The sequence below is a fragment of the Mesorhizobium sp. genome (assembly GCF_965229135.1).
Taxonomy (GTDB): Bacteria; Pseudomonadota; Alphaproteobacteria; order Rhizobiales; family Rhizobiaceae; genus Mesorhizobium.
In genome coordinates, this window is sequence record NZ_OZ245860.1 from 5,335,775 (window position 1) to 5,361,274 (window position 25,500).

Here is a 25,500-nt window from a genome sequence, read left to right on the forward strand (position 1 = left end):
CCGCCATAACCCGAGGTAAGCAGCGCGTCCCCATCAATTCCTGGTAAGCCCATCGGCCCATCAGAAAATATTAATCGCTTCCGGGCGAATGTGGCTTTTGCCGCGCCAAGCAAGGCGGCGACAGACAGAGCCTGGACATGCCTTACATGCCGTACAGCCCAAAGGGCCCCGCGCGGCCGAACGCGTCGCGCTTGCGCGGAGGCGCTTCGGGCGCCGAGGGCGTATCCGAGCCTGCCCGCCAGCGTGATGCCGCCATCATCGCGCGGCTGAAGGGCGAACTGTCGGCACAGGCCGAGATGATACGCGAACAGGCCGTTTCGCTGGCGCACAGCCGCAAGATCTTCGACCGCGCCTCCGCCGCCGCGCGCATCGGCGTGTGGGAATGCAGCCTGCCCGACGAGACGCTGCACTGGACCGATGTGGTCTATGATCTGTTCGACCTGCCGCGCGGCGCGCTTCCCGACCGCCAGCGGACGCTGGCCTGCTATCCGCCGGAGTGCCGCAAGGCGCTGGAGGTGATGCGCAGCCGGGCGATCGAGGAGCGCAGCGGTTTCGCGCTCGACTGCGAAATCACCACCTTTGCCGGCCGCAACCGCTGGATCCGCATTACCGCCACCGTCGAATGCGAGGATGGCGTGCCCGTGCGCATCTTCGGCATGAAGCAGGACATTACCGAGGAAAAGATCCTGTCGGACCGGATGCGCTACCTGGCGGAATTCGACGTGATGACCGGGCTTGCCAATCGCGGCCAGTTCCAGGCGCGCCTGTCGCAAGCCGAACAGGCGGGGCCGGGCACGGTCGGGGCACTGCTTTTGATCGATCTCGATGGGTTCAAGGCGGTCAATGACACTTACGGGCATGTCGTCGGCGACGACTGCCTGAAGGAAGCCGCCGCGCGCCTTGGCGCTGTCTGCCAGGGGGCCGACCTGGTCGCCCGCGTCGGCGGCGATGAGTTCGCCGTGCTGCTCGGGCCGCATCTCGACCGTGGCGCGGTTTCGGACCTGGCGCGCGGCGCTATCGACGCCATGGCCGAGCCGGTGAATGTCCGTGGCCATTCGCTGAAGCTCGGCGCCTCGATCGGCGTCGCCTTTGTCGATGCGGGTGCCATGTGCGACCTGTTCATGAAGGCCGACACGGCGCTTTATGCCGCCAAGGCGGCGGGCCGCAACACGTTCCGCATCTTCAAGCCGGACACCCGTCCGAAAGGCCGCCGCGCCGCCGCCGCTTGAGGCTGACCGCATACCGGCGCCGTTCGCCGGCGCGGTCATTTTCATTTGGCATGCAGGGCATTCGAGAAAAGGTGTTATTGAGATGGCCGGAGCCGTTCCGGCCTTTCCCGACATCCGAGGTATTTCTTGCGTGAGCCATCGCTGCTGCCTGTTTTTGGAAAACTCGGCGTGAAGGCGCCGGTCGCTGCCGCGGCGCCGGCCCGGCCGGGATGGATGGCTGACCGCATGCGCGCGCTTCTGGCCGAGCATGCCGGCTTTGCCCTGAAATTCTCCATCGTCGTCTGGACGGTCATCGTCCTTGCCGCTGTGTTCTTCATGTTGCAGGCCTGACGCCAATCGTGCGGGCCTGCCCCCAAGAGGCCGAACCAACCAGGACGCCACGATGCCAAACCGATACGCACTGCGCAGGGAGCAAGAGCACAGCTGGACCATCGTCGATGTGTTCACCGGCCAGCCCGCCGTGCTCAAGCACCGGGTGATGGTCGGCTTGAGCACGCGCGATGCCGACAACATGGTCGTGCAGATGAACGTGCGGGATATCAAGCGGCGCGAAAAGGCCGATCGCAAGACTTGATCGCTGGCTGGACCGTTATTCGGACTTCGGCCCCGTTTCGGCCGATGCGGCGCCATCGTGGCATGGTGGCGCGTCGCTGCCGGCGCGGGCATTCTCGATGACGCGGTGAAGCAGTGCGGCCAGCGTCTCCACCTCGCTTTCACTGAATCCGGTCAGCGCTTCGCTGTTGCCCCTGGCCAGCACGGCACGCGCCGGCTCGATCCTGTCGATAGCGTGTTCGCTGAGCGAGATCAGGCTGCTTCTGCCGTCGGCGGGATCCGGGTCGCGGCGGATCAGGCCGTCGCGCTCCATGCGGGCGAGAAGCTGCGCCATGCTTGGCTGCTCGACGCCGGCCAGCCGCGTCAGCTCCTTCTGCGACAGGCGGGCGCCATCCTTCAGGGCGGCGAGCACCGGCAACTGGCTGACGCTGATGCCGAGTTCGCGGAACCGCGTGTCGGCGATGCGCGACAGGAAGCGCGCGGCGGTGGCGATGAGCATGGCCGGCATTGCCCGGGGCTGCCAGGGCTCGGATGTTTCGTCTATTTGCATAGTTGCCTATTTAACTGTTGCCGGAGTATTTGCATTGGGTCCTATCTAGATGTATAGACCCCTATGTAATTTGTAGCACAGGAGGCGACCATGTCGCAACGACCCACAACCGCAATCCCATCGACAGCCATCATCGGCGGCGGGCCAGGCGGCCTGACGCTGGCTCGTATCCTGCAACTCCATGGCATTCCTTCGACAGTGTTCGAGCGCGACGAGCATGCGCTGGCCCGGCCGCAGGGCGGCTCGCTCGACATGCACGCCGACACCGGCCTGCGGGCGCTGCGCCTTGCCGGCCTGGAGAATGTCTTTCGCAATGTCGCGCGCTATGAGGACCAGGACGGCAAGGTCTATAGCCCCGAGGGCAAATTGCTGTTCTCCGACCATGATCCGGAGGGCGAGCGGCCGGAGATCGACCGCACCCAGCTGCGCCAGCTGTTTCTCGACGCGCTGCCGCGGGGCACGGTGCGCTGGGGGCAGAAGGTCGAGGCCGTGCGGCCACTGGACGATGGCCGCTATGCCGTGTTCGCCAATGGGGGAGAAAACGAGCCGTTCGATCTCGTGGTTGGCGCCGATGGCGCGTGGTCGCGGGTGCGGCCGCTCGTCTCCGATGCGGTGCCGCATTATGAAGGCGTTATCTTCACGGAACTGGGCATCGACGATGCCGATGGCCGGCATCCCGCGCTTGCCGCGCTGGTCGGGCACGGCAAGATGTTCGCCAAGGGCAGGTCGCGCACGTTGGTCGGCCAGCGCAGTTCCAATGCCCATATCCGTGTCTACGCGGCGCTGCGGGCGCCGGAGAGCGCACTCAAGCTCGACGCCGCCGATCCCGATCGCACCAGGCAGGAAATAGCGGGTCATTTCGCCGATTTCGCGCCGGGATTGCGTGCCCTGATCACCGAGGCGAAGCTGCTGGCCGTCAGGCCGATGTATGCGCTGCCGGTCGGCCATCGCTGGGCCAACCGGCCGGGCGTAACGCTGATTGGCGACGCCGCGCATCTGATGTCGCCCTTCGGCGGCGAAGGCGCCAACACGGCGATGGCCGACGGTGCCGACCTTGCCATGGCGCTGGCGCAAGGCGGCGACTGGCGCCAGGCGGTCGCCGCCTATGAGGCGATCATGTTTCCGCGTGCCGAAGAAGCGGCCCGCGGCGCGGCGGAAGGGCTGAAGGGAGGCGTTTCGGAAGACGCGCCCGATCATATACTGGAGCATGTGGCCGCCGCGCGGGAACGCGCCCACCCCGGCAATCGGGCGGATGACGGCGCTTCTGCCTGAGCAGCCTACGCCTCGGCTGACGGGTCCGCCGGAAGGTTGGTGAAATCGTCGGCGAATTTCCGCATCAGCCGCACCAGCTCGTCGATGTCTCGGGCGTCCCAGCTTTCGAAGATGCCCCGCCCGATCCGGTCGCGGGCGGCATCGACGAGGTCGGTCATCGCCTTGCCCTTTGGGGTGATGACGGCTTCGCGCACGCGCCGGTCGGCGCCGGGCTTGCGCTCGGCCAGGCCCAGGCTTTCGAGCTTCGCCACCTGGCGGCTGACGGTGGTGTAGTCGCGGCCGACGCGGTCGGCGAGCTCGACCACGCCGATCGGGCCGAAGCGTTCCACCCCGACGAGCAGTGGAAACAGCGCCCGATCGAGGCGGATGCCGGCTGCCTCGATCAGGAATTCATCGCGCTGCGGCCGGTTCATGATGCCGACAATGTCGAGCAACGCGCCGTGCAGTTTGCGCAACTGGTCACTAATATGTGTATTTTGCACTGTTTTTGTTGACGCCATGATCCACCTCGATATATGTGTATTTAGCACATAATAATCCGAAGGAAACCCATCCGATGAAAGCAGCAATCGTCCAGGCGGCCGGGCAGCCGCCGGTTTATGGCACGTTCAGCGATCCGGTTGCGGGCGAGGGCGAATGCATCGTCACGGTGACGGCCGCCGCCATCAGCCAGGTCGTCAAGAGCCGGGCCTCCGGCACGCATTACAGTTCCTCCGGAACTTTTCCGTTCGTCGTCGGCATCGACGGGACAGGGCGGCTGGAGGATGGCCGCCGCGTCTATTTCCTCATGCCGCGCGCGCCCTATGGCAGCATGGCGGAAAAGGCGGTCGTCCCGGCGACGCGGTGCCTCGCGCTGCCCGACCAGCTTGACGATGTCTCGGCGGCGGCGATCGCCAACCCCGGCATGTCATCCTGGGCTGCCTACACGGAGCGGGCAAAATTGAGGGCGGGCGAAAGCGTTGTTGTGAACGGTGCAACGGGAACGTCGGGCCGGCTCGCCATCCAGATCGCCAGATATCTGGGAGCCGGCAAGGTGATTGCCGTCGCCCGCAACGCGGAGGCGCTGAAATCCCTGCCTGCACTTGGCGCCGACGTGACGATTGCGCTGGGCGATGACGACGCGGCATTGGATGCCGCCTTGAAGGAGCAGTTCGCCGAGGGAGTGGACGTGGTGATCGATTACCTGTGGGGCAAGAGTGCTGAACGCCTGATCGCTGCTGGCGCGCGCCATGGCAAAGGTGCGACGCCGATCCGCTATGTCCAGGTTGGCTCGATGAGCGGCGCCGACATCACCTTGCCAAGTGCGGCGCTGCGGTCCTCGGCGATCGAACTGATGGGCAGCGGCATTGGCAGCATCCCGCTTGAACGGCTGGTCCTGGCCGTCGGCGGTCTTCTGCAGGCCACCATTCCCGGCGGTTTTGAGATCGCGTCCACGGTCGTTCCGCTGTCGCAGGTGGGACAGGCCTGGCCCAGGGACGACAGCAGGCGGCGGACCGTGTTCACAATCTGAGCCAAACGCGATTGGCCGCGGCTACTCGGTGGTCGCCTCGACATGCCACCATTTCGGCCGTCCGCCCCGGTATGAGTGATAGGCGGGCATCAATTCCCTGGCGGTCGGCTTGTCGAAGATGCCCAGCAGCAAGGCAATGACGGGCTTGTCGTCGATGGCGCCGATCGTGCTGCCGCAGGCGCGACAAAAAGCGCGGCTCGAAAATTCGGATGACCGGTAGACGGAGGGCATGCCGCCTGTCCCGGTCCATGTCACGCTATAGCTGGGCAATTCCACCCAGGCGGCGGTCAAGGCGCCGGTGTGGCGCTGGCACGTGCGGCATGAGCAGGTGTGCGGCGCTTCGACCGGGCCGATCGCCTCGAAACGCACGGCGCCGCAAAGGCAGCCGCCGGTGTAGCGCCTGGGCCTTGCCGCGCGCGCCTTGATGATTGCAGACGCCAATTCCACGGCCCCCCTCGAGTTGTAGCGATTGCTTAGCTCAAGGGGTCGATCGGCTGCTAGCCGAAATCGTCGGCTGTCAGCACATACATGCTCTTGCGGGTGCGGGCGTAGGCCTTGCTGGCCACGTCGTGGATGGAGCGGCTCGACGTGTCGAAGGCGGCGAGATAGCCGGCCTCGTTGGCGGCGGTTCCCGGCTGCATCTTCGACATGGCGTCGGCGGCGACCGAGAAGGAAATCTGGAACATGCCGTCATGGCCGACGAAGCGGATGCGCTTGCCGGCAGAGTCATAGCTGCGGCTGGTGTTGGGGAAGGTCAGGCTCATGATTTCGCCTCCATCGCGGCGGCCTTCTTGGTCACCCGCTTCTTCTTCGGCGTCGGGTTCAGGGCTTCCGCGACGCGGTCGGCCTCTTCCTTGGCCAGCCGCAATTCCCTCAGCTTCGCGGTCTTGATCTCCCGGGCCCTTGCCTCGGACATGTATTCGGCGGTCGCCTTGTTGCGCTCGGCCGTCTTCTTCTGCTTGTCCGCGAAGCGGGCTTCAGCTTTTTCCATGATACTCGGATTGCCTTCGGCCATTGGCGAAATCTCCCTTGTGCTTGAATTTGTGAAAACGAACTTTTCCTATAAATAGGGGCTTATCGTGGAAAATTCAATTTTCGCAATATTTGGATTTTGGTAAATATCAGGAATCGTCGCGCCGACAAAATACTTTGAAATATTTAAACCCGGTCGGGAATAATTTTTGGCACTCCTATCTATCGAGTGCCAATGCGCCTATATACGGAGGGCGTGGCCGCCTGTGCCGGCCCCAGAAAGAAGACCTCATGAAATTTCGGCCACTCCACGACCGCGTCGTCATTCGTCGCGCTGAAGGTGATACCAAATCCAAGGGCGGCATCATCATTCCCGACAATGCCAAGGAAAAGCCGCAAGAAGGCGAAGTCATCGCCGTCGGCCCCGGCGCACGTGACGAAAACGGCGCGCTTGTGCCGCTCGACGTGAAGGCCGGCGACTTCATCCTGTTCGGCAAATGGTCGGGCACCGAGGTCAAGATCGACGGCGAAGACCTTCTGATCATGAAGGAAGCCGACATCATGGGCATCATCGAGAAGACCGTCGAAGCCAAGAAGGCCGCCTGATCTTCCAGGGAGCCGGCTTTTGCCAGGCTCCCGCGAGCGGTCCGCTCCATATGAACGGGCCCAACCACAAAAACGGGATTGAAAACACCATGTCTGCCAAGGAAATCAAATTCTCCACCGACGCGCGCGACCGCATGTTGCGCGGCGTCGAGATCCTCACCAACGCGGTGAAGGTCACGCTCGGCCCCAAGGGCCGCAACGTCATCATCGACAAGGCCTATGGCGCGCCGCGCATCACCAAGGACGGCGTCACCGTCGCCAAGGAAATCGAGCTTGCCGACAAGTTCGAGAACATGGGCGCGCAGATGGTGCGCGAAGTGGCCTCGAAGACCAACGACCTCGCCGGTGACGGCACCACCACGGCAACCGTGCTGGCCGCCTCGATCCTGCGCGAAGGCGCCAAGCTGGTCGCCGCCGGCATGAACCCGATGGACCTCAAGCGCGGCATCGACCAGGCCGTCGCCGCCGTCGTCGGAGAAATCAAGGCCAAGGCCAAGAAGGTCAAGTCGTCGGCCGAAATCGCCCAGGTCGGCACCATCGCCGCCAATGGCGACGCCACCGTCGGCGAGATGATCGCCAAGGCGATGGACAAGGTCGGCAATGACGGCGTCATCACCGTCGAGGAGGCCAAGACCGCCGAGACCGAACTCGACGTCGTCGAAGGCATGCAGTTCGACCGCGGCTATCTCTCGCCCTATTTCGTCACCAACGCCGACAAGATGCGCGTCGAGCTGGAAGAGCCCTATGTGCTGATCCACGAGAAGAAGCTCGGCAATCTGCAGGCGATGCTGCCGATCCTCGAAGCGGTGGTGCAGAGCGGCAGGCCGCTCCTGATCATCTCCGAGGATGTCGAAGGCGAGGCCCTGGCCACGCTGGTCGTCAACAAGCTGCGCGGCGGCCTCAAGGTCGCGGCCGTCAAGGCGCCGGGCTTCGGCGATCGCCGCAAGGCGATGCTGGAAGACATCGCCGTGCTGACCGCCGGCCAGATGATCTCCGAGGATCTCGGCATCAAGCTTGAAAACGTCACCATCGAGATGCTCGGCCGCGCCAAGCGCGTGCTGATCGAGAAGGACACCACCACGATCATCGACGGCGCCGGCACCAAGGCGACCATCCAGGCGCGCGTCGCCCAGATCAAGGGCCAGATCGAGGAGACGACCTCCGACTACGACAAGGAAAAGCTGCAGGAACGTCTCGCCAAGCTTTCGGGCGGCGTTGCCGTCATTCGCGTCGGCGGCGTCACCGAGTCGGAAGTAAAGGAAAAGAAGGACCGCATCGACGACGCGCTGAACGCAACGCGCGCGGCCGTTGAAGAAGGCATCGTGCCCGGCGGCGGCGTGGCCCTGCTGCGCGCAAGGTCGGCGCTTGCCGGCCTGACCGGCGCCAATGCCGATGTCACCGCCGGCATTTCCATCGTGCTGCGCGCGCTGGAAGCGCCGATCCGCCAGATCGCCGAGAATTCCGGCGTTGAAGGCTCGATCGTCGTCGGCAAGCTCACCGACAGCAAGGATCACAATCAGGGTTTCGACGCCCAGAACGAGGTCTATGTCGACATGATCAAGGCAGGCATCGTCGATCCCGCGAAAGTGGTGCGCACCGCACTGCAGGACGCCGGCTCGATCGCGGCCCTTTTGATCACCGCGGAAGCCATGATCACCGACGTTCCGCCGAAGGATGCGGCACCAGCGGGCGGCGGTGGCGGCGGCATGGGCGGCTACTAACCGGATTCAGGTGAGGCCGGCCTGCGAAGGCCGGGCCTGCCCTGAATCGCAGCACTAGGGTTCGTAGAACAGGGCTTTCAAGAAATACCGCCGGGGCAATGTCCCGGCGCGCCACCACGGCGGACAGCCGGCAAGGAGATCGATCCATGAGTGCATTCGTCCCGAAGCCGCTCGCCCCGAAAACTGCCCCGAAGGTCATGGCGCCCGAGGAAAGCCGCTTCGAGCGCATCCTGCGCATCGCCGCCGCGCACAAGACCACCGCCACGCCACCGCGCACCCCTCGCAAGCTCGGCGACAAGCGCCCGATGTGAGGGGGGCTGGTTGACGGCGCACCGGTTCTGTTGTTGTTTCCGTCCCATGCGCGAACACGACACCCACATCGTCGCCCAGGCGGCCGGCATCCCAACAGGCGGGATGCGGGCACGCTGGCTTTGAGGCATGATCCCGGTTCGGATCAGGCTTACACAGGAATAAGCAGCGCTTGCAGCCTCGCCGGTCACGGACGAGGTTTTCGGCGTTTCCGCCTCGTCCATCCGCGAACACAATGGATGAAGACAAATGGCACAGAATATCTACGATCAGGCTGATTTCTACGAGGGCTATGGCCAGCTGCCGCGCTCGCTCTACGGGCTGGACGGCGCGGCCGAATGGCCGGCGATCACAGCGCTCTTGCCGGAACTCGCGGGCAAGCGCGTCGTCGATCTCGGCTGCGGGTTCGGCTGGTTCTGCCGCTGGGCGGCGGGGCAGGGCGCGCAAAGCGTGGTTGGCCTCGACCTCTCAGAGAACATGCTGGCGCGGGCGCGCAAGGAGACGGACAATCCAGCCGTGTCCTACGCCATCGCCGATCTCGACACGCTGGTGCTGCCAGCCGGTTCCTTCGATTTCGCCTACAGTTCGCTGACCTTCCACTACGTCGAGGATTTCGCCCGGCTGATGCGGGTGGTGCATGACGCGCTGGTGCCCGGCAGCCGCTTCGTCTTCACCATCGAGCATCCGATCTACATGGCGCCGAGCAATCCAGGCTGGGCGCTGGACGAGACCGGGCGCCAGACCTGGCCGATCGACGGCTATTCGGTGGAAGGCGAGCGCCGCACCGACTGGCTGGCCAAGGGCGTGATCAAACACCACCGCACCATCGGCACGACGCTGAACACGCTGATCGGCACCGGCTTCCGCATCGACCGCGTGGTGGAGTGGCGGCCGACCGAAGAGCAGATCAGGAAACAGCCGGAACTCGATGTCGAGAAGGAACGGCCGATGATCCTGATCGTCTCCGTGCAACGCTAGGGCGGCGCCATGCATGATGTCGGGCGTGATTGGGACGCGCGTGCGGTCAGCATCAAATCCGCTCGTTCGGTCATGAGGCTGTTCACGGCTGCCGATGCCGATGAGGTGCTGGCCTGCATCACGCCGGCGATCACCCGCTGGATGTCGTGGGAGGTGCCGTCGTCGGCAGAGGCGTTTGCGCAGGTGTGGCTGACGTGGCTGCCGTCGATCGATGACGGAACCGACCTGCATTTCGTCGTGCGCTGCCTGGCGGATGGCCGATGTCTTGGCCTTGTCGGCCTTCATCGCGCCCGGACGGAGGCACCGGAACTGGGGATATGGATCAGGGAAGATGTCCACGGGCAGGGCTTTGGCCGCGAGGCCGTCGCCGCCGTGGCGGCCTGGGCCTCGGAAAACCTCCAGCCCTCCCACTTCGAATATCCAGTGGCCGTGGAGAACGCCGCGAGCAGGCGGATTGCCGAACGCCTCGGCGGCTCCGTCGTCGCGCGCCGTTCGAATGCGAAATATGTCTCCGTCGTCTATCGAATTCCCGCGCCATGCGCTGGAGCATGAATGGTTGCAATCCGTCGCCGTCGACATCTCCTGAACTGCCGTCTACATGATCGGTTTTTGCACTTTGGGATGGAATCATGAAACCGCTGTATTTGACCGCCGCCATCTTGTTTGCCGCGTCTGGCGCCGCAGTTGCCGCCCCTATCGAAAGCTACACGGCGCGCCTGAGCGCGGCCGACCATTTCAACTCGGCGGGCGAACGATTGACGAGCGCCGCCGCCATTATTCGTCAGGATCGCGCCAACCTCTATGTCTACGGCAAGGGGGACGACGAGGACGAGGGCGACTCTTTCTTTCTCGACAAGGGTAACCGCGCAAGGCTGGAGCGCATGCTGAACAACGGAACTTTCACGGATGCCGCCAGGCGGGCAATTCTGAATGGCACGCCCCTGATCCACGTCGAGGTCTATCGCGACTTCATCAACGTCACCGTCGAAAGCGACTAAGCCGCGACGAAAGGCTTCACGCCACCACGCCTGCTGTTGCAGGCTTTGGCGGAAGGCCGGTGGTGCCCGGCCCACGCCGTCGATGCCGCCGCGTTGCAGCTGCTCCGAGATGCGACGCAGGACGATGTTTGACTGGATGTCGTCGATTGCCTCGGATGAGCATCGTGTCGCTCTCCAAAGAATTATTTTCGTCACCTGGTTGATTTATGGCGCCCTCGCTTGCACCTAGGCGCCATGACTATTCACTATCTCCAGGCGCTGACGCTCGTCATTTACTTGTTTGCCACCGCGATACATTCGTAGGCGCCTGGAGCGTTACCGAGTGCGTCCTCGGCGGGATTGGTCCGCTCACGACGCTAAGAGAGCTTTGACGGTAATTCCCGCTGGGTTGGTCGGAGCCTTGTGGGTTTGCTCCCCATGCGACTGGTCCATTCAGCCACCTGTCTATCCGGTTCGCGGACGTGGCCACCCCTTGCCTGCTCGGAAATCCCGCAATGTCCGCGCCGCCTTTAACATGCCTTTCATAGGGTAGGGGGGTATGCTAAGTTGGCCTCATGACGCACACGATCCGTGAGAAGCAGAAACTCCTGGCGCGGGTGCGCCGCATCAAGGGGCAGGTCGAGGCGATCGAGCGGGCGCTCGACAGCGAGGCCGGCTGCGAGACGGTGATGCATCTGCTCGCCGGGGCGCGCGGCGCGATGACCGGGCTGATGGGCGAGGTGATCGAGGATCATGCACGCACGCATCTCGTCGATGCCGAGCGTTTTCCCGGCGCGCTGAACAATGAGGCCGTCGACCAGCTGCTCGATGTCATCCGCACCTATGTGAAGTGAGTTCCGCCATGAGCACAGCCGCCATCCACAGCCACATGTTCCTTGGCGAGGAGCATAGCAAGAGCGAGCGCAGGACCTGGGCGGTGATCTGGCTCTGCGCGGCCATGATGGTGGCCGAGATCATCGGCGGGCTCGTGTTCGGCTCTATCGCGCTGGTCGCCGACGGGTTGCATATGAGCACCCATGCCGGCGCGCTTCTGCTGGCGGCGCTTGCCTACACCTATGCGCGCAGGCATGCCGCGGACCCGCGCTTCACCTTCGGCACCGGCAAGCTCGGCGACCTCGCCGGCTTCACCAGCGCCATCATCCTGGCGATGATCGCTTTGCTGATCGGCTATGAATCCGTTGTGCGTCTTTATGCGCCGGTGCCCATCCATTTCGCCGAGGCGATCCCCGTTGCCTGCCTTGGTCTCGCCGTCAACATCGCCAGCGCCTGGCTGCTCAGCGGCGGCGGTCATCACGATCACGATCACGATCAGGGGCACGGGCACGGGCACGCGCATGGGCATGGGCACAGCCATGGGCACGGCCACAGCCACGCCAATGAGCATGGGCATGACGAAACGCGCATCATCGCCGCGGCGGATGGCGATGTGCTGCTGGAGGTCTTCGAGGACGGCGTGCCGCCGCGTTTCCGGCTGCGCGCGCAATCCGGGCCCGCACTCATGGCGTCAAGTGTCTCGGTCGAAACCGTGCGGCCGGATGGTGCGCGGCAGACCTTCGCCTTCAAGGATATTGGGGACGGTCTGGAATCCATCGCGGAGATTCCGGAGCCACATGCCTTCGAGGCCAATGTCACCATTGGCGGCCACAGCTATCCGCTGCTCTTCGAGGAGCATGAGCACGCCCACGGCAAGGCCGCCCGCGACAACAACATGCGCGCCGCCGTCATCCATGTCGTCGCCGACGCGGCCGTGTCCGTGCTGGTCATCGTCGGGCTGATACTGGCCAGCGCCTTCGGCTGGCTGTGGATGGATCCGCTGGCCGGCATCATCGGCGCGGTGGTCATCGCCAGCTGGGCGCTCGGGCTGATCCGCGACACCAGCGCCGTGCTGCTCGACATGAACCCGGACCGTGGCATGGCCGACAATCTGCGACGTACCATAGAAAGCGAAGGCGACGAGCTGGCCGACCTGCATCTGTGGCGGCTCGGGCCGGGCCATCTCGGCGCCATCGTCTCGGTGATCACGCCAACGCGGCGCGGCGAGGATTACTACCGCGCGCGCCTGTCCCGCTTCCGCTCGCTGTCACACCTGACCATCGAGGTCAGGAAGGCGGCCTAGGGATCTGGCTGGCCGCGGGACCGGCGACCTCTAGTCGGGTGATCGTCGCTTCAATCCAGGCGATGACCGCCGCGATGCGCGCGAGGTGGCGAAGGTCGGGGTGGGTGAGCAGCCACAGCTCGCGCGCTGGAAACGAATGGCCGTCGACGGGCACGCTGATCAGATTTGCCATCTGATCGGCGACGATGCAGGGCAGCAGCGAGCGGCCAAGCCCGGCGAGGACCGCTTGCAGCAGCGCTTCGGCATCGTTGAGGAAGACCGGGGCGTAGCCGTCCTTGCCGGCGACCCCGGCAATCCAGCGCGCCTGGGGCAGGTGCGCCATACCGTCTTCATAGGTCAGCCATGGGAGGTCGGGCTCCGGCTTTGAGGCATAGGCGGCGTAGGCGAGCATGCCGATGCGCCGGGCGATGACCCGGCTGCCGCTTTCCTCGCCGGGCCGCGCCAGCCGCAGCGCGATATCGGCTTCGCGCCGGGTCAGACTGACATCGCGGGATTCCGCTATGAGTTCCAGCCGCAATCCTGGGTGGCGGGCGGCAAGGTCCGAAATAGCGGGAATGAGCACGCGGTTGATCAGGATCGGCACGGCGGAGATGCGCACGGTACCGCTGACCTCGCTGTCGGCGCCCTTTACCGCCAAGGTCAACCCGCCGATCTCGGCCTCCACGGCTTCCGCCCGCCGGGCCGCGATCTCTCCGGACTGCGTTGGCCGCATCTCGCCTTCGGCGCCGCGCTCGAAGAGGCGTGTGCCCATCTGGCTTTCGATCGCCCGCAGGCGACGCGCAACCGTCGTCGGATCGAGTCCCAGCCGGCGGCCGGCGGCCGCGAAGGATCCTTCACGGGACAATGCCAGCACATGGCGCAAATCGTTCCAGTCGATATCGTGCATTTTTGCAGTGTCACCCGGCAATTGTTCGGTGTCGAGCTGTGAGAATGCTGCGTTAAGGTCGCCGTGTCCATCACCGGAGAGCCGCAATGATCCGCGCCGATCATGCCAACGACATCAGCCAGCCGGCGCAGTGCCGCGGGACCATCGATCCGGGTGGGCCACGAGCATGACCGATCTGTCGGTCGCCGGCCAGTCCGGCAATGCAATCCTTTTCCTTCTGGTGGTGGCCTTCATCGCCGGCCTGGCGCGCGGTTTCTCGGGCTTCGGCGCGGCCTTGATCTTCATGCCGCTCGCAAGCTCGATCATCGGGCCGCAATCGACGGCGCCATTGCTGTTGATCATCGATGCGGTTGCCGCGCTTGGCTTGCTGCCCAAGGCCTGGCTGATGGCCGACAGGCGCAGCGTCGGCACGATGACGCTCGGCGCGCTGGTCGGCGTCCCTCTCGGAACCTATGCGCTGACCCGGATGGACCCGCTGGCGCTGCGCTGGATCATTGTCGTGCTCGTCGCCTTGCTGCTCGGCCTGCTGATGTCGGGCTGGCGCTACCATGGCCGCCCCGCCTTGCCGCTGACGATCGGGGTCGGCGGGCTCTCCGGCTTCTTTTCCGGCGCGGCCCAGGTCGGCGGCCCGCCGGTGGTGGCATACTGGCTCGGCGGCGCAAGCAATGGCGAGGTCGTGCGCGCCAACATTGTCCTGTATTTCGGGGTGTCTACCGCGCTGACCATGGCAAGCTATCTGGGCGGCGGCCTGATCACGCGGCCCGTCATCGTCCTGGCGTTTGTGACAGGGCCGCTCTACGGCGCAGGCCTCTATCTCGGCTCGCGGCTGTTTGGCCGTACAAGCGAACGCGGTTTTCGCTGGACCTGCTACAGCCTCATCGCCATGGCCTCGATCGTTAGCCTGCCTGTTCTCGATCCCATGCTGAGGGGGTGACGTCGCCCGGAGATCGAGCTTTACGGATCGTCGCGAAGGAGATATAAACCTATCCATAAATCCAAGGATTCGGATATATGGATAAGAAAGACACGCTCAACTCGCTGGCCGCCTTGGGGCAGGAGACAAGGCTGGATGTCTTCCGGCTGCTGGTGCGGGCCGGTCCGCCGGGCATTCCGGCGGGTGAGATCGCGACGCGGCTGGATACGGTGCAGAACACCATGTCGGCGCATCTCAAGGTGCTGGTCCATGCCGGACTGATCCGCCCCGAACGCGACGGCAGGATCGTGCGCTACGTCGCCGATATGACCGGCTTCGGCGACCTCCTCTCCTACCTGATGGAAGACTGCTGCAACGGCGCGCCGGAGCTGTGCCGGCCCGTCATCGATGCGGTGACCTGCAAGTGCTGAGCCGCGACGGGCAAGGAAAGCCATCATGACCGATCATGCTCCGAGCGCGAACGAAGCGGCCCGGCCCGGTATCGGCTTCGTCGAGAAATACCTGACCGTGTGGGTGGCGCTGTGCATCGTGGCGGGCGTCGCGCTCGGCCATCTGCTGCCGGGCCTGTTCGGCGCCATCGCTTCGGCCGAGATCGCCAGGGTCAACATTCCCGTCGCGGTGCTGATCTGGCTGATGATCGTGCCGATGCTTCTGCGCGTCGACTTCGCTTCGCTGGCCAGCGTCGGCACCTACTGGCGCGGCATCGGCGTGACGCTGTTCATCAACTGGGCGGTAAAGCCGTTTTCCATGGCGCTGCTGGGCTGGCTGTTCGTCGGCCTACTGTTCCGGCCGTGGCTGCCGGCCGCGCAGGTCGAGTCCTACATTGCCGGGCTGATCATCCTTGCCGCCGCACCCTGCACCGCGATGGTGTTCGTCTGGTCCAGCCTGACGCGCGGCGAGCCCAACTTCACGCTGTCGCAGGTGGCGCTCAACGACGCCATCATGATCGTCGCCTTCGCGCCCATCGTCGGCCTGCTGCTCGGCCTGTCGGCGATCACCGTGCCATGGGGCACGCTGGCGCTTTCGGTGGCGCTCTACGTCGTCCTGCCGGTGGTCGTCGCGCAACTGCTCCGCGCCCGATTGCTGGCGGCACGGGGGCAGGCGGCTCTCGATGCGCTGCTGGCCGCCATGCAGCCCCTGTCGCTGTTTGCCCTGCTGGCGACGCTGGTGCTGCTGTTTGGGTTCCAGGGCGAGCAGATCATCGCGCAGCCGCTGGTGATCGCGCTGCTGGCGGTGCCGATCCTGATCCAGGTCTATTTCAACTCCGGCCTTGCCTACCTGCTCAACCGCATTTCCGGCGAGCGGCACTGCGTGGCCGGTCCATCGGCGCTCATCGGCGCGTCCAATTTCTTCGAGCTTGCGGTGGCCGCCGCGATCGCGCTGTTCGGGCTGAATTCGGGCGCGGCACTCGCCACCGTCGTCGGCGTCCTCATCGAGGTCCCGGTCATGCTGTCGGTGGTGTGGATCGTCAACCGCAGCCGGGGCTGGTACGAGCAGGGTCCAGCCGTCAGCAAAACCATGTCGACAGAAAGGGCCGCGCCGTGACCATCACCATCTACCACAACCCGGCCTGCGGCACGTCGCGCAACACGCTGGCGATGATCAGGCAGTCGGGCGAAGAGCCGGAGGTGATCGAATACCTGAAGACGCCGCCGTCGCGTGAAAGACTGGTCGAGCTGATCGCGGCGATGGGGATCACCCCGCGCGCGCTGCTGCGCGAGAAGGGCACGCCCTATGGCGAACTCGGCCTTGCCGACCCGAAATGGTCCGACGACGAGATAATTGATTTCATGCTGGCGCATCCGATCCTGATCAACCGGCCGATCGTGGTCAGCCCGCTCGGCGTGGTGCTGGCGCGGCCATCGGAGAAGGTGCTGGACATCCTGCCCAATGCGCGGATCGGCGCGTTCACCAAGGAAGACGGCGAAGTCGTCGACACTGAAGGCAAGCGCGGCGGCTAACAAGGCGCCAGGGTGCACCCGTCTATCCGTGTGCCGCCTCGTCCTCGTCCATGCGGCGCCACCGCATCGCGGCACGGGCTTCCTGGCGCCGCTGCTGTTGACGCTGCGCCCTTTCGCGGCACGGCGCGGGCGGCTACAGCTTGGCTGGACACTCACCAGCGAAAGGCCAGCAATGAGCAGCGCATATCCACAGATCCATCTGGTTCGGCATGGCGAGACGGCGTGGAGCCTGTCTGGCCAGCACACCGGCCGCACCGACATGCCGTTGACGCAAGCCGGCGAGGCGGCCGCGCGCGGCGTGGCGGATCGGCTGAAGGGCCTGTCGTTCTCGGCGGTGTGGTCGAGCCCGTCGCAGCGCGCCTACAACACCAGCGTGCTCGCCGGCTTTGGCGCGCAAAGTGTCAAGAAAGACGACCTGCAGGAGTGGGATTACGGCGCCTATGAGGGGCTTACGACCAAGCAGATCCTGGCCGAGCGCCCGGGTTGGAACGTGTTTCGCGATGGCTGCCCGAAAGGCGAGAGCGCCGCCGATGTCGGCGCGCGGGCGGATGATATCATCCGGCAATTGCGCGACGCCGGCGGCAACATCCTGATCTTCTCCAGCGCGCATTTCCTGCGCGTGCTCGGCGCGCGCTGGGTCGGGCTGCCGCCGGAAGGCGGCGCGCTGCTGGTGCTGGATACGACCAGCATCAGCGTGCTCGGCTATGAGCATGATCTGGGCGAGCCGGTCATCCGCAAGTGGAACCAGAGATAGGACGCCGTCCCCGATCTCCTGTATGCTGGTGCAAAGCACAGGGATCAGCCATGGCCTTCACCGTCATATGGTATGGGAAAACAGGCATTGTGGAGAAGACGCCCTTCGATGCCGAGAAGGCCGCGAGGGACCACGCCATGACGACCTTCGACACGCGAAAGGCTGAGGACGGTGTTGTCGCGGTGGAAGTTCGCAAGGATGACGGCTCGGTCGTTTTCAGCAAGGCTGGCTGACCGGCCCACTCTCAGAGCATCCCGGTTTGCCAAGCGCACCGGCGAGGCATAGGCTGAACCGCCCATCATGAGAATGCTGGGCGAAACGAGAAAACAAGCCTGGGAGGAATGGAATATGACGACGTTGTTCGTGCGGCATACCGTGTCCGACTACAAGGCCTGGCGCAAGGGCTACGATGCTTTTGGGCCGACGCAAAAAGCCAAGGGCGTCAATGCCCAGGTTGTCTATCAAGCGGCTGACAATCCCAACGACGTCACCGTGACCCACGATTTCGCCAGCGTCGCGGACGCGCAGGCCTTCATCAAGAGCCCGGACCTGAAGAAGGCGATGGAGGGCGCGGGCGTGGTTGGCGCGCCAACCATCTGGATCACCAACAAGGCCTGAGCTCCTTCGTCACGGCCGGACTTGCGTCGGCGATACCCTGCGCTTGACCGGTGGCGGGCTTGACCAGTTGACAGGCCGAGATGCCGTCGACGCCGCGAAGGTTTCAAGCCTGCCGGACGATGGCGCCGACCGCGTTGACGACAAGGCGGGCGGCGGTCAGCGCCGAGACCCCGTCAATGTCGGCGGGAGGATAGAGCTCGACCAAATCGAATCCCGCGATCTTCGCCCGCTTGCCGAGGCCCGCGATCAGGTCGATCGCTTGCGTGTAGGTGAGGCCCCCGGGCGAGCGCGCCGCAACGCCCGGCATGATGCCGGGATCGAGGCCGTCGCAGTCGAGCGTGACGACGACGCGGGCCCCTTGCGGGATATGCCGCAGCGCTGCTTCGACGCCCTGGGCGTGGACCTCGCGGGCGGTGACAAGGTGGCTGCCATAGCGCCTCGCCGCTTCGATTTCGCTGAGGCGCGCGCTGCCGACGCCACGAATGCCGACCTGCACCATGCCGGCGATATGCGGCATCTCGCTGATCCGGCGCATCGGGTTGGAGTACCCCAGGCGTTCGCCATACACTTCGTCGCGCCAGTCGATATGGGCATCGATCTGCAGGATCCAGACCGGCCCGTGATCGGCAAAGCCGGCAAGGAAGGGAATGGGCACGGAATCGTCGCCGCCGAGCAGGATCGGCACGGCGTGCAAGGACAGGATCTCGCGCGTCTTCGCCTCTATCCGGGCCCGGTTGCCGGCATTGTCATGCATGATTGTGGGAAGGTCGCCGGCGTCGATGCAACTGACCGGCTTGCCGTCGAACAGCGGGCCGTCGAGATCGAAATCCCAGTGTCCGACAAGCCCCGCATCGCCCTGGCTGGCGTCGCGGATGGCGTTCGCGGCCAAGGCATATCCGCTGCTGTCCTTGCCGGGATAGGTGGTGCCGTGACCGGCTCCGAAGATCACGGCACGGGGCGTGCCGCCATCGGCGAGGCGATCGGGAAAGCCGAGAAAGGGAAGTGAGGCGCTCATGTCTTGCTGATGGTTTGCGGGTGAGTGGATGGGGTGGCGAAATCCTACGCCAAGTCTGTAAGGTCGCAAGATTAATACAAAGTGCGCCAATTGACGCGAAGGTCAGAGCCGGAAGACGGGACGGTTGACGCCGACGTCGAGTTCTATGGCCCACATGGCGCTACCTTTGTCCATTCAACCGCCCAGCAGCGCCAGTTCCTCCAACGTCAGGTGGCGTGCCGTGCCCTTGGCGAGGTCGCCCAGCCGCAGGCTTCCGATGGCGATGCGGATGAGGCGCCTGACCTCGATACCGTGGGCGGCGAGCAGGCGGCGGATGTGGCGGTTGCGGCCCTCGTCCAGAACGATCTCCAGCCAGGCGGTGCGGCCGCCGCTTCGCAGCAGCCCGATCGAATTGGCGGTCAGTGTCTCGCCGTCGACGGTCACGCCCGCGCGAAACCTGTCCAGCATCGGCTCGTCGGGCACCGAGCCGATTTGCACGTGATAGGTCTTGGGCATGTGCGAGGCCGGGTCCATCAGCCGGTTGGCGAAGCGCGTGTCGTTGGTCATCAGCAGCAGGCCTTCGCTTGCCTTGTCGAGGCGGCCGACCGGCGAGACGAAGGGCAAATCGAGCCCTTCGAGGCAGGCATAGACGGTGTCGCGCTGCTGCGGGTCGTCGCGGGTGGTGACCAGCCCGCGCGGCTTGTTGAGCATGAGATAGACCTTGCGCTCGGCCATCACCTGTTCGCCGTCGACGACGATGCGGTCGCGGTTGAGGTCGACGCGCAGGGCCGCATTGCCGATCACCTTGCCATTGACGCGCACACGCCCTTCCGCGATCAGCACTTCCGCCTGCGTGCGCGAGCACAGGCCAAGCTTCGACAGAGCGCGGTTGAGGCTGACGCCGGGCGGCTTGCCTGTGAGTGGCCTGCTGGCGGGCGGCCTGCCGGGCTGTGGTGGTCGTTGGGCCATGCTGGGGATCGGTCCGTTTGTCGGACAGATGCCATGGGCTGTGGCGACTTCGCAAGCTTGATGCGGCGAGCAGCGATTGCAGCCCCGAGACTGGTCAGCCGGACGGCTCGGCCATGACAATGAAATTGCCGCACGTGTCGTCGAAGAAGGCCGCGGTTACCGGCCCCATGCGCTGTGGCGGCCCCAGGAATTTCACACCGAGCCCGGTGAGACGGTCGAACTCGCCGTGGATATCGCTTGTGGTGATCAGCGCCGCCGGGAAATGGGCATCATGGAGCGCCTTCTGCGCGGCGCGCGCGGGCGCGTCGCTGTTGGGTTCGAGCACCAGTTCGGCGCCGTCGGCATCGTCGGGCGCCACGACCGTCAGCCATCGGGCGCGGCCGCCGGGATAGTCGTTCTTTTTCTCAAAACCCAGGACAGAGGTGTAGAAGGCAAGCGCCTTGTCCTGGTCGTCCACCTTGATGAGAATATGGCGAAGCCGCATGATTGGATTTCCTTCTGTCTGGCGATTTTCCTGGCGCGGATGCGTTCACCCTGCGCGCCTGTCCCGCCCGTTGAAAAAGCCTGTCAGCACAGGCACATGCGCGGCGGCCTTCACCATATGATTCTGGCCGGGCAGCGTCCGGTAGCTTGCATTGGGAAGCGCTTCGGCCAGCGCCTTGTTGCCATGCCGCATCCAGGCGGGGCTCTTGCCGCCATCGGTCACCAGCGTGGGGGTGGTCATCGAGGCCCAGCGTGCCGGGTCCAGCGGCTTGCCCAGTTGATCGCGGGCGACCATGTCGCCGTCATGGGGCAAGGTGTCAGCCACCGCCTTCAGCTTCGGCCAGATCGGCGTCAGCTTCATGAACAGGATCAGAAGGCTGGGCATGCCCACCGATTTGAGGAAGGCTGTCACGGCATCGCCACGCCGGCCCTCGGCGACGGCGGCAGCGATCGTCGCCCAGTCGGCCTGCGTGGTCGCGCGGCTGTCGTCGACGATCAGCGGCGCTTCGTAGAGTGCCAGCCTGGCGATGCCGGACAGGCGGCTTGCTGCCATCAACGCCAACATGGCGCCCGACGACATGCCCCAGACATAGGCCTCGCCGCCGGCGGCCTGCAAAACGGCGTCGATATCCTCGACTTCGCGCTCGACGGCGTAGGGCGCGGCGTCGCCGCTGTCGCCACGGCCACGGCGGTCGTAGCGGAAAACGGTGAAATGGTTTTCCAGCGCCTTGGCCAGCGGGCCGCTCGGCCCCATGGTTCGCGAGCAGAGCGCGCCGTCGACGAGGATGAGCGGGTGGCCCCAGCCCCGGCGCTCGAAGGCGATCGGCGTTCCGTCCCTCGACAGGACGGATTGCGTCGTCGGGCTTCGGGCGGTCTCAGCCAGCATGGTCGGCTCCCTCTATCAGCTGCTCCAGCCGGTCGAAGCTCTGCGTCCAGCCGCCGCGCATGCCCAGCGCCAGCAAGCGCTCGCGGTCGGCGCGGCTGGCCAGCGTCACCTCGAAATGGACATGGGTTCGCTTGCCCTGGGGCGTGAAGATGACGGTGTGGCGGCTCTGCCCCGGTGGCTTGCCGGCCCATTCGCGGATTTCGGGGTCCGGCTCGTCGCTGTAGCTCAGTTGCTGGTTTTCGATGACTTCGAGATAGCTGCCCTGATTGCGGTAGAGCGCGCCGCTCGGCGTGCGCATGTCGATGCGCCAGCGGCCGCCGACGCGCACGTCCAGCACGCAATGGGGAATGGTGCAGTCCCTGATCCCCCACCATCGCGCCACCAGAGCCGGGTCGGTCCACAGCCGGAAGACACGTCCGACCGGCGCGTTGAAGGTCCGCTCTATGGCGAAGCTGCGGTCGGCGGCTGCCTCCAAGGGCCCGGAGGCGCTCATGGCGTCTTGTCCGCCTCGCGCCGCAACAGATCCTCCATGCGGTCGAAGCGGCCTTCCCAGAGCTTTCTGTAATCGTCCAGCCAGCGGTCGATGTCGCGCAGGGGCGTAAGCTCGATGCGGCTGAGATGCTTTTGCGCCGCCCGGCTGCGGGTGACGAGGCCGGCCTGCTCGAGCACGCCGACATGTTTGGAGACGGCGCGCACGGTCAGCGCGAAGGGCTGCGCCAGTTCGGCGACCGAGGCCTCGCCGTCGAGCAACCGGGCAAGAATGGCCCGGCGGGTCGGATCGGCGAGGGCCGCGAATGTGTGGTCGAGGGAGAATTCAACAGCCATTTATGGAACCAATAAGTTCTGGAACTAATCGGTTCTATAATCGAGTGAAGCCGATCCGTCAATGATGTTGGCGTCTCCAATGCGGGACGCGTGCGGGAAGGGTACGGGAACGCGCGTGGTCTAGCCGGAAATCGCCCCGGCGCCGTCGATGATCTGGCGGGCGATGACGGGGATCTGGTCCTGCGCGAGGTCGGCGATGGGCACGACGATGACGAGGCTGCCCAGGATGCGCTTTTCTGTGTTGAAGATGGGCGCGGCGATGCCGGCATTGCGGCTGTCGACCTCGCCGGCCGAGAAGGAATAGCCCTGCTGGCGGATCGCTTTCAACGTCTTGCGGAAGCTTGCCCAGTCATTGCCGAGGCCGGCGGCGGAAATCTCGGCGGCATTGGCCAGCATCAGGCTGCGCAGCCGGTGGTCGGGCAGATGGGCGAGGATGGCCTTGCCGGCGGCGCCGCGCAGCAGCGGCATCGGGCGGCCGCGATCGTAGCTGGTCAAGACGGTGCGGTCCGGCCACGCCTGCGCGATGCAGACGACGTTCTTGCCATAATAGGCGCAGACCATCAAATTGCCCTTCACCCGCGTGATGAGGTCGTCCATCACGTCGCCGGCGCGGTGCAGCAGCGGGTCGTTGAGGCGGATCTGGCGGTCAAGCTGGATGATGCGGGAGCCCAGCGTGAAGCCGCGCTGGATGTCGGGCGCGATCAGGCCGGCGGAGCTCAGCGTCTTCAAGTAGCGATAGGCGGTGGGCACCGAGCAGTTCAGCTCGGCGGCGATCTCCTCCACGGTCAGCGCCGTGCGGTCGCCGTCAAACAGGTCGAAAATGGCGACCATGCGCGTAAGGCTGTCCATAGGAAGAGCGAACTCCCGGCTGCGCTGGCCGGCGGCGAAAGTGCCGCAACCGCCTGCAAATATCCCCAAAGTTTCAAATCAGTAACGACAGTGTATGGGAGCACCGCCGCCGGGCGTCAACTTCACAACGCCAAGCGGCGTGCTTGGCCCGCCATGATCATGGCCAAGATCAATGGATATGCATGCCGCCATTGATGTCGATGGCGCTGCCGGTGATGTAGCCCGACAAGGGCGAGGCCAGGAACAGGCAGACATTGGCGACATCCCGCGGCGCGCCGAAGCGGCCGAGCGGGATGCCCTCGATGAAGAGGCGCTGCGTCGGCTCGTCGAAAGCGGTGGCGTTCATCTGGGTGATGATGATGCCGGGGTTGACGCAGTTGACGCGGATGTTGCGAGGGCCAAGCTCGCGCGCCATGCTTTTGGCCAGCGCCAGCACGCCGCCCTTGGACGCCGCGTAGTGCGGGCCGCCCAGCAGCCCGCCGCCGCGTTGCGCCGCGATCGAGGCGAGGCAGATGATGGCGCCGCCATCCTCCATGGCGGGGATCGCCGCCTGGGCCATGTTCAGCATGCCGCGCAGGTTGATGTCGAGCGTCGCCTCCCAATCCTCGTCCGATATCTCCAGCACCTTCCGGGCCTGCGCGATGCCGGCATTGTTGACGACGATGTCGAGCCGGCCGAAGCGTGCCTTGGCCATCGCGACGACGTCGCGCAGCGCGGCCTTGTCGCGAACATCCGCCGCCATGCCGATGGCGCGCGGCAGGCCCTGTGCCGGCTTTTCGGCGGCGATGGTCGCCGCCGCCTGTTCGCAGGCGGCCTGGTCGAGGTCGACGATCACCACATGGGCGCCGGAGGCGGCGAATGTACTGGCGACGGCAAAACCGATGCCTGCCGGATGCGCCGCGCCGGTGATCACTGCTACTTTCCCGTCGAGCATCATTTCTCCTGTAATTTATCATAATACGATAATTGTTTGAAATATGCGCTGTCAAGCGCCGGGATGCCGGCATCGTGAAAGGCTGGCAAAGCTGCCGGATTGATTCCGGAGCTCCCGATAATTCCATGAAAAGGCTGATTTGCCGCGAGTTCTGATCATGGCTGGTGTGCCCTGGCCGGAACGCGAGCCTCCGCAGGCTCTCATTGTGCCGCTTGACAATCAAAAAAATTATGAATTATCGTAATGTGAGAATTAATTGAAATTCTGCAAACGGGAGGAAACCTGATGAGCGACAAGGAACTGAACATGCTTGCGACCCTGCATGCGCTGGAGGACGGCGTGGGGCGCCGGACCTTCATGAAGCTGATGGGCGCCGCCGGCATTTCGCTGGCGATGACGCCGGCGGTGACGCGCATGGCGCAGGCCGCGACCGTCATTCGCGGCAAGATCGCCAACCAGGTATCGACGCCGTCGAACGACTACTGGTCGGTGTGGACGCGCGCCTTTGGCGCCGCAGCCGAGTCGCTCGGCCTCGAGAAGCAGGAGCTGTTCCACCAGAACGACACCGCTCGCCAGCTGTCGCAGGTGCGCAGCCTGCCGGCGAGCTCGGCCAAGATGCTGATCGGCTGCGTCGAGCCGGCCGGCTCGCTGCCGACGGTGGCGAAATTCTGCCAGGACAATTCGATCCATTACGTGCCGAGCTGGGAATCGCCGGCCTGGTTCACGCCGCCGGACATCGGCGATTTCTACGTCTCCTTCGTCACGCCGAACTCGGTCGAGGGCGCCTATGAAGTGGCCAAGGCGCTGTTCAAGAGCGTCGGCGGCGAGGGCAAGATCGTTCATATCGCCGGTCTCGCGACACCGACCGATTCATACCGCACGGCCGGCTTGATGCAGGCTGCCGCCCAATTCCCCGGCATCAAGATCGTCGGCGGGCTGCATGCCAACTGGGACCGCGAGCAGGCCCGCAAGGTGATGCTGTCGATGGTCACCGCCCATCCCGACATGAAGGGCGTGTTCGCGCAGAACGACAACATGGCGCTGGGCGTGCTCTCGGTGCTGCGCGAGCGCAACCTCAAGAACGTCAAGGTGTCGGGTGTCGACGGCCTGCCGGAAGGCCTGCGCGAAGTGGCCAAGGGCGAGCAGATGGTGGCCACGCACACCTCGCTGCCGCCCTATGGCGCGGGCTTCACCGCGGTGCTGGCCTTCGACGCGCTCAATGGCTGGAAGCCGACGCTGGGCGAGCGGCTCCTGTTCACCGGCTCGGCGCTCGCCACGGCCGAAAACGCCGGCGGCATCGAAAAGGCGATCTATGGCGAGGGCTCCAAGCCGTTCGACTGGGCTCTGATGAGCCGCACGCTCAACCCCGAGACCTGGGATCCGCAAAACAAGATCACCGCCATCGAACCCGAGACCTATTGGGGTCCGTTCCCCGATGGCAAGGAGCGCCTCAACGCCGCCTATGCCGGCGCGAAGGACAAGGGCGAATTCTCCAAGGTCGATGCGCTCTACGCCGCGCATTACAAGACCGGGCCGGTCAAGGCCTGATCGGCGGTACGATTGCAGCCAGCCCTGATTGACCCAAGCCCTGATT

General features: G+C 65.0%; 35 protein-coding genes. 21 read left to right on the forward strand and 14 right to left on the reverse strand.

The window, feature by feature from the left end; translation table 11 throughout:
• Positions 1-137 precede the first annotated feature (137 nt).
• From ACO07C_RS25510 to ACO07C_RS25520, 3 genes are all read left to right on the forward strand, one after another.
• A complete protein-coding gene (locus ACO07C_RS25510; RefSeq protein ID WP_421916936.1) occupies positions 138-1,229 on the forward strand; it encodes a diguanylate cyclase domain-containing protein in 1,092 nt (363 codons plus the stop codon).
• 126 nt (positions 1,230-1,355) lie between these two features.
• On the forward strand, positions 1,356-1,559 hold the full coding sequence (locus tag ACO07C_RS25515) for a hypothetical protein (protein WP_421916937.1): 204 nt from the start codon (positions 1,356-1,358) through the stop codon (positions 1,557-1,559).
• A 52-nt stretch (positions 1,560-1,611) separates the two neighbouring features.
• Positions 1,612-1,803 carry a hypothetical protein gene (locus ACO07C_RS25520; protein WP_421916938.1) on the forward strand — a complete coding sequence of 64 codons (192 nt, stop codon included), beginning with the start codon at positions 1,612-1,614 and terminating at the stop codon, positions 1,801-1,803.
• Positions 1,804-1,818: 15 nt separating this feature from the next.
• On the opposite strand, the gene ACO07C_RS25525 is transcribed toward ACO07C_RS25520, so the two are convergent.
• On the reverse strand, positions 1,819-2,280 hold the full coding sequence (locus tag ACO07C_RS25525) for a MarR family winged helix-turn-helix transcriptional regulator (RefSeq protein WP_421916939.1): 462 nt from the start codon (positions 2,278-2,280) through the stop codon (positions 1,819-1,821).
• Between the two features lie 141 nt (positions 2,281-2,421).
• Between ACO07C_RS25525 and ACO07C_RS25530 the strand changes: the two genes are divergently transcribed.
• Positions 2,422-3,603 (forward strand): FAD-dependent oxidoreductase, encoded by a 1,182-nt coding sequence (locus ACO07C_RS25530; RefSeq protein ID WP_421916940.1) that lies wholly within the window; start codon positions 2,422-2,424, stop codon positions 3,601-3,603.
• A gap of 5 nt (positions 3,604-3,608) precedes the next feature.
• Here ACO07C_RS25530 and ACO07C_RS25535 read toward each other — a convergent pair whose 3' ends face one another.
• On the reverse strand, positions 3,609-4,103 hold the full coding sequence (locus ACO07C_RS25535) for a MarR family winged helix-turn-helix transcriptional regulator (protein ID WP_421916941.1): 495 nt from the start codon (positions 4,101-4,103) through the stop codon (positions 3,609-3,611).
• Positions 4,104-4,159: 56 nt separating this feature from the next.
• Here ACO07C_RS25535 and ACO07C_RS25540 point away from each other — a divergent pair, with 56 nt between their 5' ends.
• Positions 4,160-5,113: a quinone oxidoreductase family protein gene (locus ACO07C_RS25540; RefSeq protein WP_421916942.1), complete on the forward strand. Its 954-nt coding sequence runs from the start codon at positions 4,160-4,162 to the stop codon at positions 5,111-5,113.
• A 21-nt stretch (positions 5,114-5,134) separates the two neighbouring features.
• On the opposite strand, the gene ACO07C_RS25545 is transcribed toward ACO07C_RS25540, so the two are convergent.
• Genes ACO07C_RS25545 through ACO07C_RS25555 form a run of 3 tightly spaced genes read right to left on the reverse strand, consistent with a single transcriptional unit; the run spans position 5,135 to position 6,128 of the window.
• Positions 5,135-5,554, reverse strand: a complete 420-nt coding sequence (locus ACO07C_RS25545) for a GFA family protein (protein ID WP_421916943.1) — start codon at positions 5,552-5,554, stop codon at positions 5,135-5,137.
• Between the two features lie 56 nt (positions 5,555-5,610).
• The gene (locus ACO07C_RS25550) at positions 5,611-5,877 is read right to left on the reverse strand and encodes a DUF1488 domain-containing protein (protein WP_421916944.1); all 267 of its coding nucleotides are present in this window, start codon (positions 5,875-5,877) and stop codon (positions 5,611-5,613) included.
• Complete coding sequence (locus tag ACO07C_RS25555) at positions 5,874-6,128, reverse strand: hypothetical protein (RefSeq protein WP_421916945.1); 255 nt, start codon at positions 6,126-6,128, stop codon at positions 5,874-5,876. Before ACO07C_RS25555 ends, ACO07C_RS25550 begins: the two co-directional genes overlap by 4 nt.
• 248 nt (positions 6,129-6,376) lie before the next feature.
• On the opposite strand from ACO07C_RS25555, the gene ACO07C_RS25560 reads away from it, so the two are divergent.
• The 8 genes from ACO07C_RS25560 to dmeF all read left to right on the forward strand — a co-directional run bounded on the left by ACO07C_RS25560 (position 6,377) and on the right by dmeF (position 12,813).
• Entirely contained in the window at positions 6,377-6,691 is a 315-nt protein-coding gene (locus ACO07C_RS25560) for a co-chaperone GroES (RefSeq protein ID WP_227345960.1), read from the forward strand.
• Positions 6,692-6,780: 89 nt separating this feature from the next.
• Positions 6,781-8,412 carry a chaperonin GroEL gene (gene groL / locus ACO07C_RS25565; RefSeq protein WP_421916946.1) on the forward strand — a complete coding sequence of 544 codons (1,632 nt, stop codon included), beginning with the start codon at positions 6,781-6,783 and terminating at the stop codon, positions 8,410-8,412.
• 146 nt (positions 8,413-8,558) lie between these two features.
• Positions 8,559-8,723, forward strand: a complete 165-nt coding sequence (locus ACO07C_RS25570; RefSeq protein WP_421916947.1) for a hypothetical protein — start codon at positions 8,559-8,561, stop codon at positions 8,721-8,723.
• Positions 8,724-8,970: 247 nt separating this feature from the next.
• Complete coding sequence (locus ACO07C_RS25575) at positions 8,971-9,699, forward strand: class I SAM-dependent methyltransferase (protein ID WP_421916948.1); 729 nt, start codon at positions 8,971-8,973, stop codon at positions 9,697-9,699.
• A gap of 9 nt (positions 9,700-9,708) precedes the next feature.
• Complete coding sequence (locus ACO07C_RS25580; RefSeq protein ID WP_421916949.1) at positions 9,709-10,251, forward strand: GNAT family N-acetyltransferase; 543 nt, start codon at positions 9,709-9,711, stop codon at positions 10,249-10,251.
• Between the two features lie 77 nt (positions 10,252-10,328).
• Positions 10,329-10,697: a hypothetical protein gene (locus tag ACO07C_RS25585; protein ID WP_421916950.1), complete on the forward strand. Its 369-nt coding sequence runs from the start codon at positions 10,329-10,331 to the stop codon at positions 10,695-10,697.
• A 554-nt stretch (positions 10,698-11,251) separates the two neighbouring features.
• Complete coding sequence (locus tag ACO07C_RS25590) at positions 11,252-11,530, forward strand: metal/formaldehyde-sensitive transcriptional repressor (protein ID WP_421916951.1); 279 nt, start codon at positions 11,252-11,254, stop codon at positions 11,528-11,530.
• Positions 11,531-11,538: 8 nt separating this feature from the next.
• Positions 11,539-12,813, forward strand: coding sequence for a CDF family Co(II)/Ni(II) efflux transporter DmeF (dmeF, locus tag ACO07C_RS25595; RefSeq protein WP_421916952.1), 1,275 nt, complete (start codon positions 11,539-11,541; stop codon positions 12,811-12,813).
• On the opposite strand, the gene ACO07C_RS25600 is transcribed toward dmeF, so the two are convergent.
• Positions 12,797-13,699: a LysR family transcriptional regulator gene (locus ACO07C_RS25600; protein WP_421916953.1), complete on the reverse strand. Its 903-nt coding sequence runs from the start codon at positions 13,697-13,699 to the stop codon at positions 12,797-12,799. The genes dmeF and ACO07C_RS25600 overlap by 17 nt on opposite strands.
• 166 nt (positions 13,700-13,865) lie before the next feature.
• Here ACO07C_RS25600 and ACO07C_RS25605 point away from each other — a divergent pair, with 166 nt between their 5' ends.
• From ACO07C_RS25605 to ACO07C_RS25635, 7 genes are all read left to right on the forward strand, one after another.
• Positions 13,866-14,633 carry a sulfite exporter TauE/SafE family protein gene (locus ACO07C_RS25605; RefSeq protein ID WP_421916955.1) on the forward strand — a complete coding sequence of 256 codons (768 nt, stop codon included), beginning with the start codon at positions 13,866-13,868 and terminating at the stop codon, positions 14,631-14,633.
• 77 nt (positions 14,634-14,710) lie between these two features.
• Positions 14,711-15,043: an ArsR/SmtB family transcription factor gene (locus ACO07C_RS25610; protein WP_421916956.1), complete on the forward strand. Its 333-nt coding sequence runs from the start codon at positions 14,711-14,713 to the stop codon at positions 15,041-15,043.
• A 25-nt stretch (positions 15,044-15,068) separates the two neighbouring features.
• On the forward strand, positions 15,069-16,178 hold the full coding sequence (gene arsB, locus ACO07C_RS25615; protein WP_421916957.1) for an ACR3 family arsenite efflux transporter: 1,110 nt from the start codon (positions 15,069-15,071) through the stop codon (positions 16,176-16,178).
• Positions 16,175-16,594 (forward strand): arsenate reductase (glutaredoxin), encoded by a 420-nt coding sequence (gene arsC / locus ACO07C_RS25620; RefSeq protein ID WP_421916958.1) that lies wholly within the window; start codon positions 16,175-16,177, stop codon positions 16,592-16,594. Before arsB ends, arsC begins: the two co-directional genes overlap by 4 nt.
• Positions 16,595-16,766: 172 nt before the next feature.
• The gene (locus ACO07C_RS25625; protein WP_421916959.1) at positions 16,767-17,348 is read left to right on the forward strand and encodes a histidine phosphatase family protein; all 582 of its coding nucleotides are present in this window, start codon (positions 16,767-16,769) and stop codon (positions 17,346-17,348) included.
• Between the two features lie 50 nt (positions 17,349-17,398).
• Complete coding sequence (locus tag ACO07C_RS25630) at positions 17,399-17,581, forward strand: hypothetical protein (protein ID WP_421916960.1); 183 nt, start codon at positions 17,399-17,401, stop codon at positions 17,579-17,581.
• 115 nt (positions 17,582-17,696) lie between these two features.
• Complete coding sequence (locus ACO07C_RS25635) at positions 17,697-17,966, forward strand: cyclase (protein ID WP_421916961.1); 270 nt, start codon at positions 17,697-17,699, stop codon at positions 17,964-17,966.
• Between the two features lie 103 nt (positions 17,967-18,069).
• On the opposite strand, the gene ACO07C_RS25640 is transcribed toward ACO07C_RS25635, so the two are convergent.
• The 8 genes from ACO07C_RS25640 to ACO07C_RS25675 all read right to left on the reverse strand — a co-directional run bounded on the left by ACO07C_RS25640 (position 18,070) and on the right by ACO07C_RS25675 (position 23,909).
• Positions 18,070-18,981 carry an agmatinase gene (locus ACO07C_RS25640; protein ID WP_421916962.1) on the reverse strand — a complete coding sequence of 304 codons (912 nt, stop codon included), beginning with the start codon at positions 18,979-18,981 and terminating at the stop codon, positions 18,070-18,072.
• A gap of 174 nt (positions 18,982-19,155) precedes the next feature.
• Entirely contained in the window at positions 19,156-19,929 is a 774-nt protein-coding gene (locus tag ACO07C_RS25645; protein WP_421916963.1) for a pseudouridine synthase, read from the reverse strand.
• A gap of 94 nt (positions 19,930-20,023) precedes the next feature.
• Entirely contained in the window at positions 20,024-20,413 is a 390-nt protein-coding gene (locus ACO07C_RS25650; RefSeq protein ID WP_421916964.1) for a VOC family protein, read from the reverse strand.
• Positions 20,414-20,458: 45 nt separating this feature from the next.
• Positions 20,459-21,298, reverse strand: a complete 840-nt coding sequence (locus ACO07C_RS25655) for an alpha/beta fold hydrolase (protein WP_421916965.1) — start codon at positions 21,296-21,298, stop codon at positions 20,459-20,461.
• On the reverse strand, positions 21,288-21,791 hold the full coding sequence (locus ACO07C_RS25660; protein ID WP_421916966.1) for an SRPBCC family protein: 504 nt from the start codon (positions 21,789-21,791) through the stop codon (positions 21,288-21,290). Before ACO07C_RS25660 ends, ACO07C_RS25655 begins: the two co-directional genes overlap by 11 nt.
• Positions 21,788-22,123, reverse strand: coding sequence for an ArsR/SmtB family transcription factor (locus ACO07C_RS25665; protein ID WP_421916967.1), 336 nt, complete (start codon positions 22,121-22,123; stop codon positions 21,788-21,790). Before ACO07C_RS25665 ends, ACO07C_RS25660 begins: the two co-directional genes overlap by 4 nt.
• A 120-nt stretch (positions 22,124-22,243) precedes the next feature.
• Positions 22,244-22,972 carry an IclR family transcriptional regulator gene (locus tag ACO07C_RS25670; RefSeq protein WP_421916968.1) on the reverse strand — a complete coding sequence of 243 codons (729 nt, stop codon included), beginning with the start codon at positions 22,970-22,972 and terminating at the stop codon, positions 22,244-22,246.
• Positions 22,973-23,141: 169 nt separating this feature from the next.
• Complete coding sequence (locus tag ACO07C_RS25675; protein ID WP_421916969.1) at positions 23,142-23,909, reverse strand: SDR family NAD(P)-dependent oxidoreductase; 768 nt, start codon at positions 23,907-23,909, stop codon at positions 23,142-23,144.
• 282 nt (positions 23,910-24,191) lie between these two features.
• On the opposite strand from ACO07C_RS25675, the gene ACO07C_RS25680 reads away from it, so the two are divergent.
• Positions 24,192-25,454: a sugar ABC transporter substrate-binding protein gene (locus tag ACO07C_RS25680; protein ID WP_421916970.1), complete on the forward strand. Its 1,263-nt coding sequence runs from the start codon at positions 24,192-24,194 to the stop codon at positions 25,452-25,454.
• The last annotated feature ends 46 nt before the right edge of the window (positions 25,455-25,500 follow it).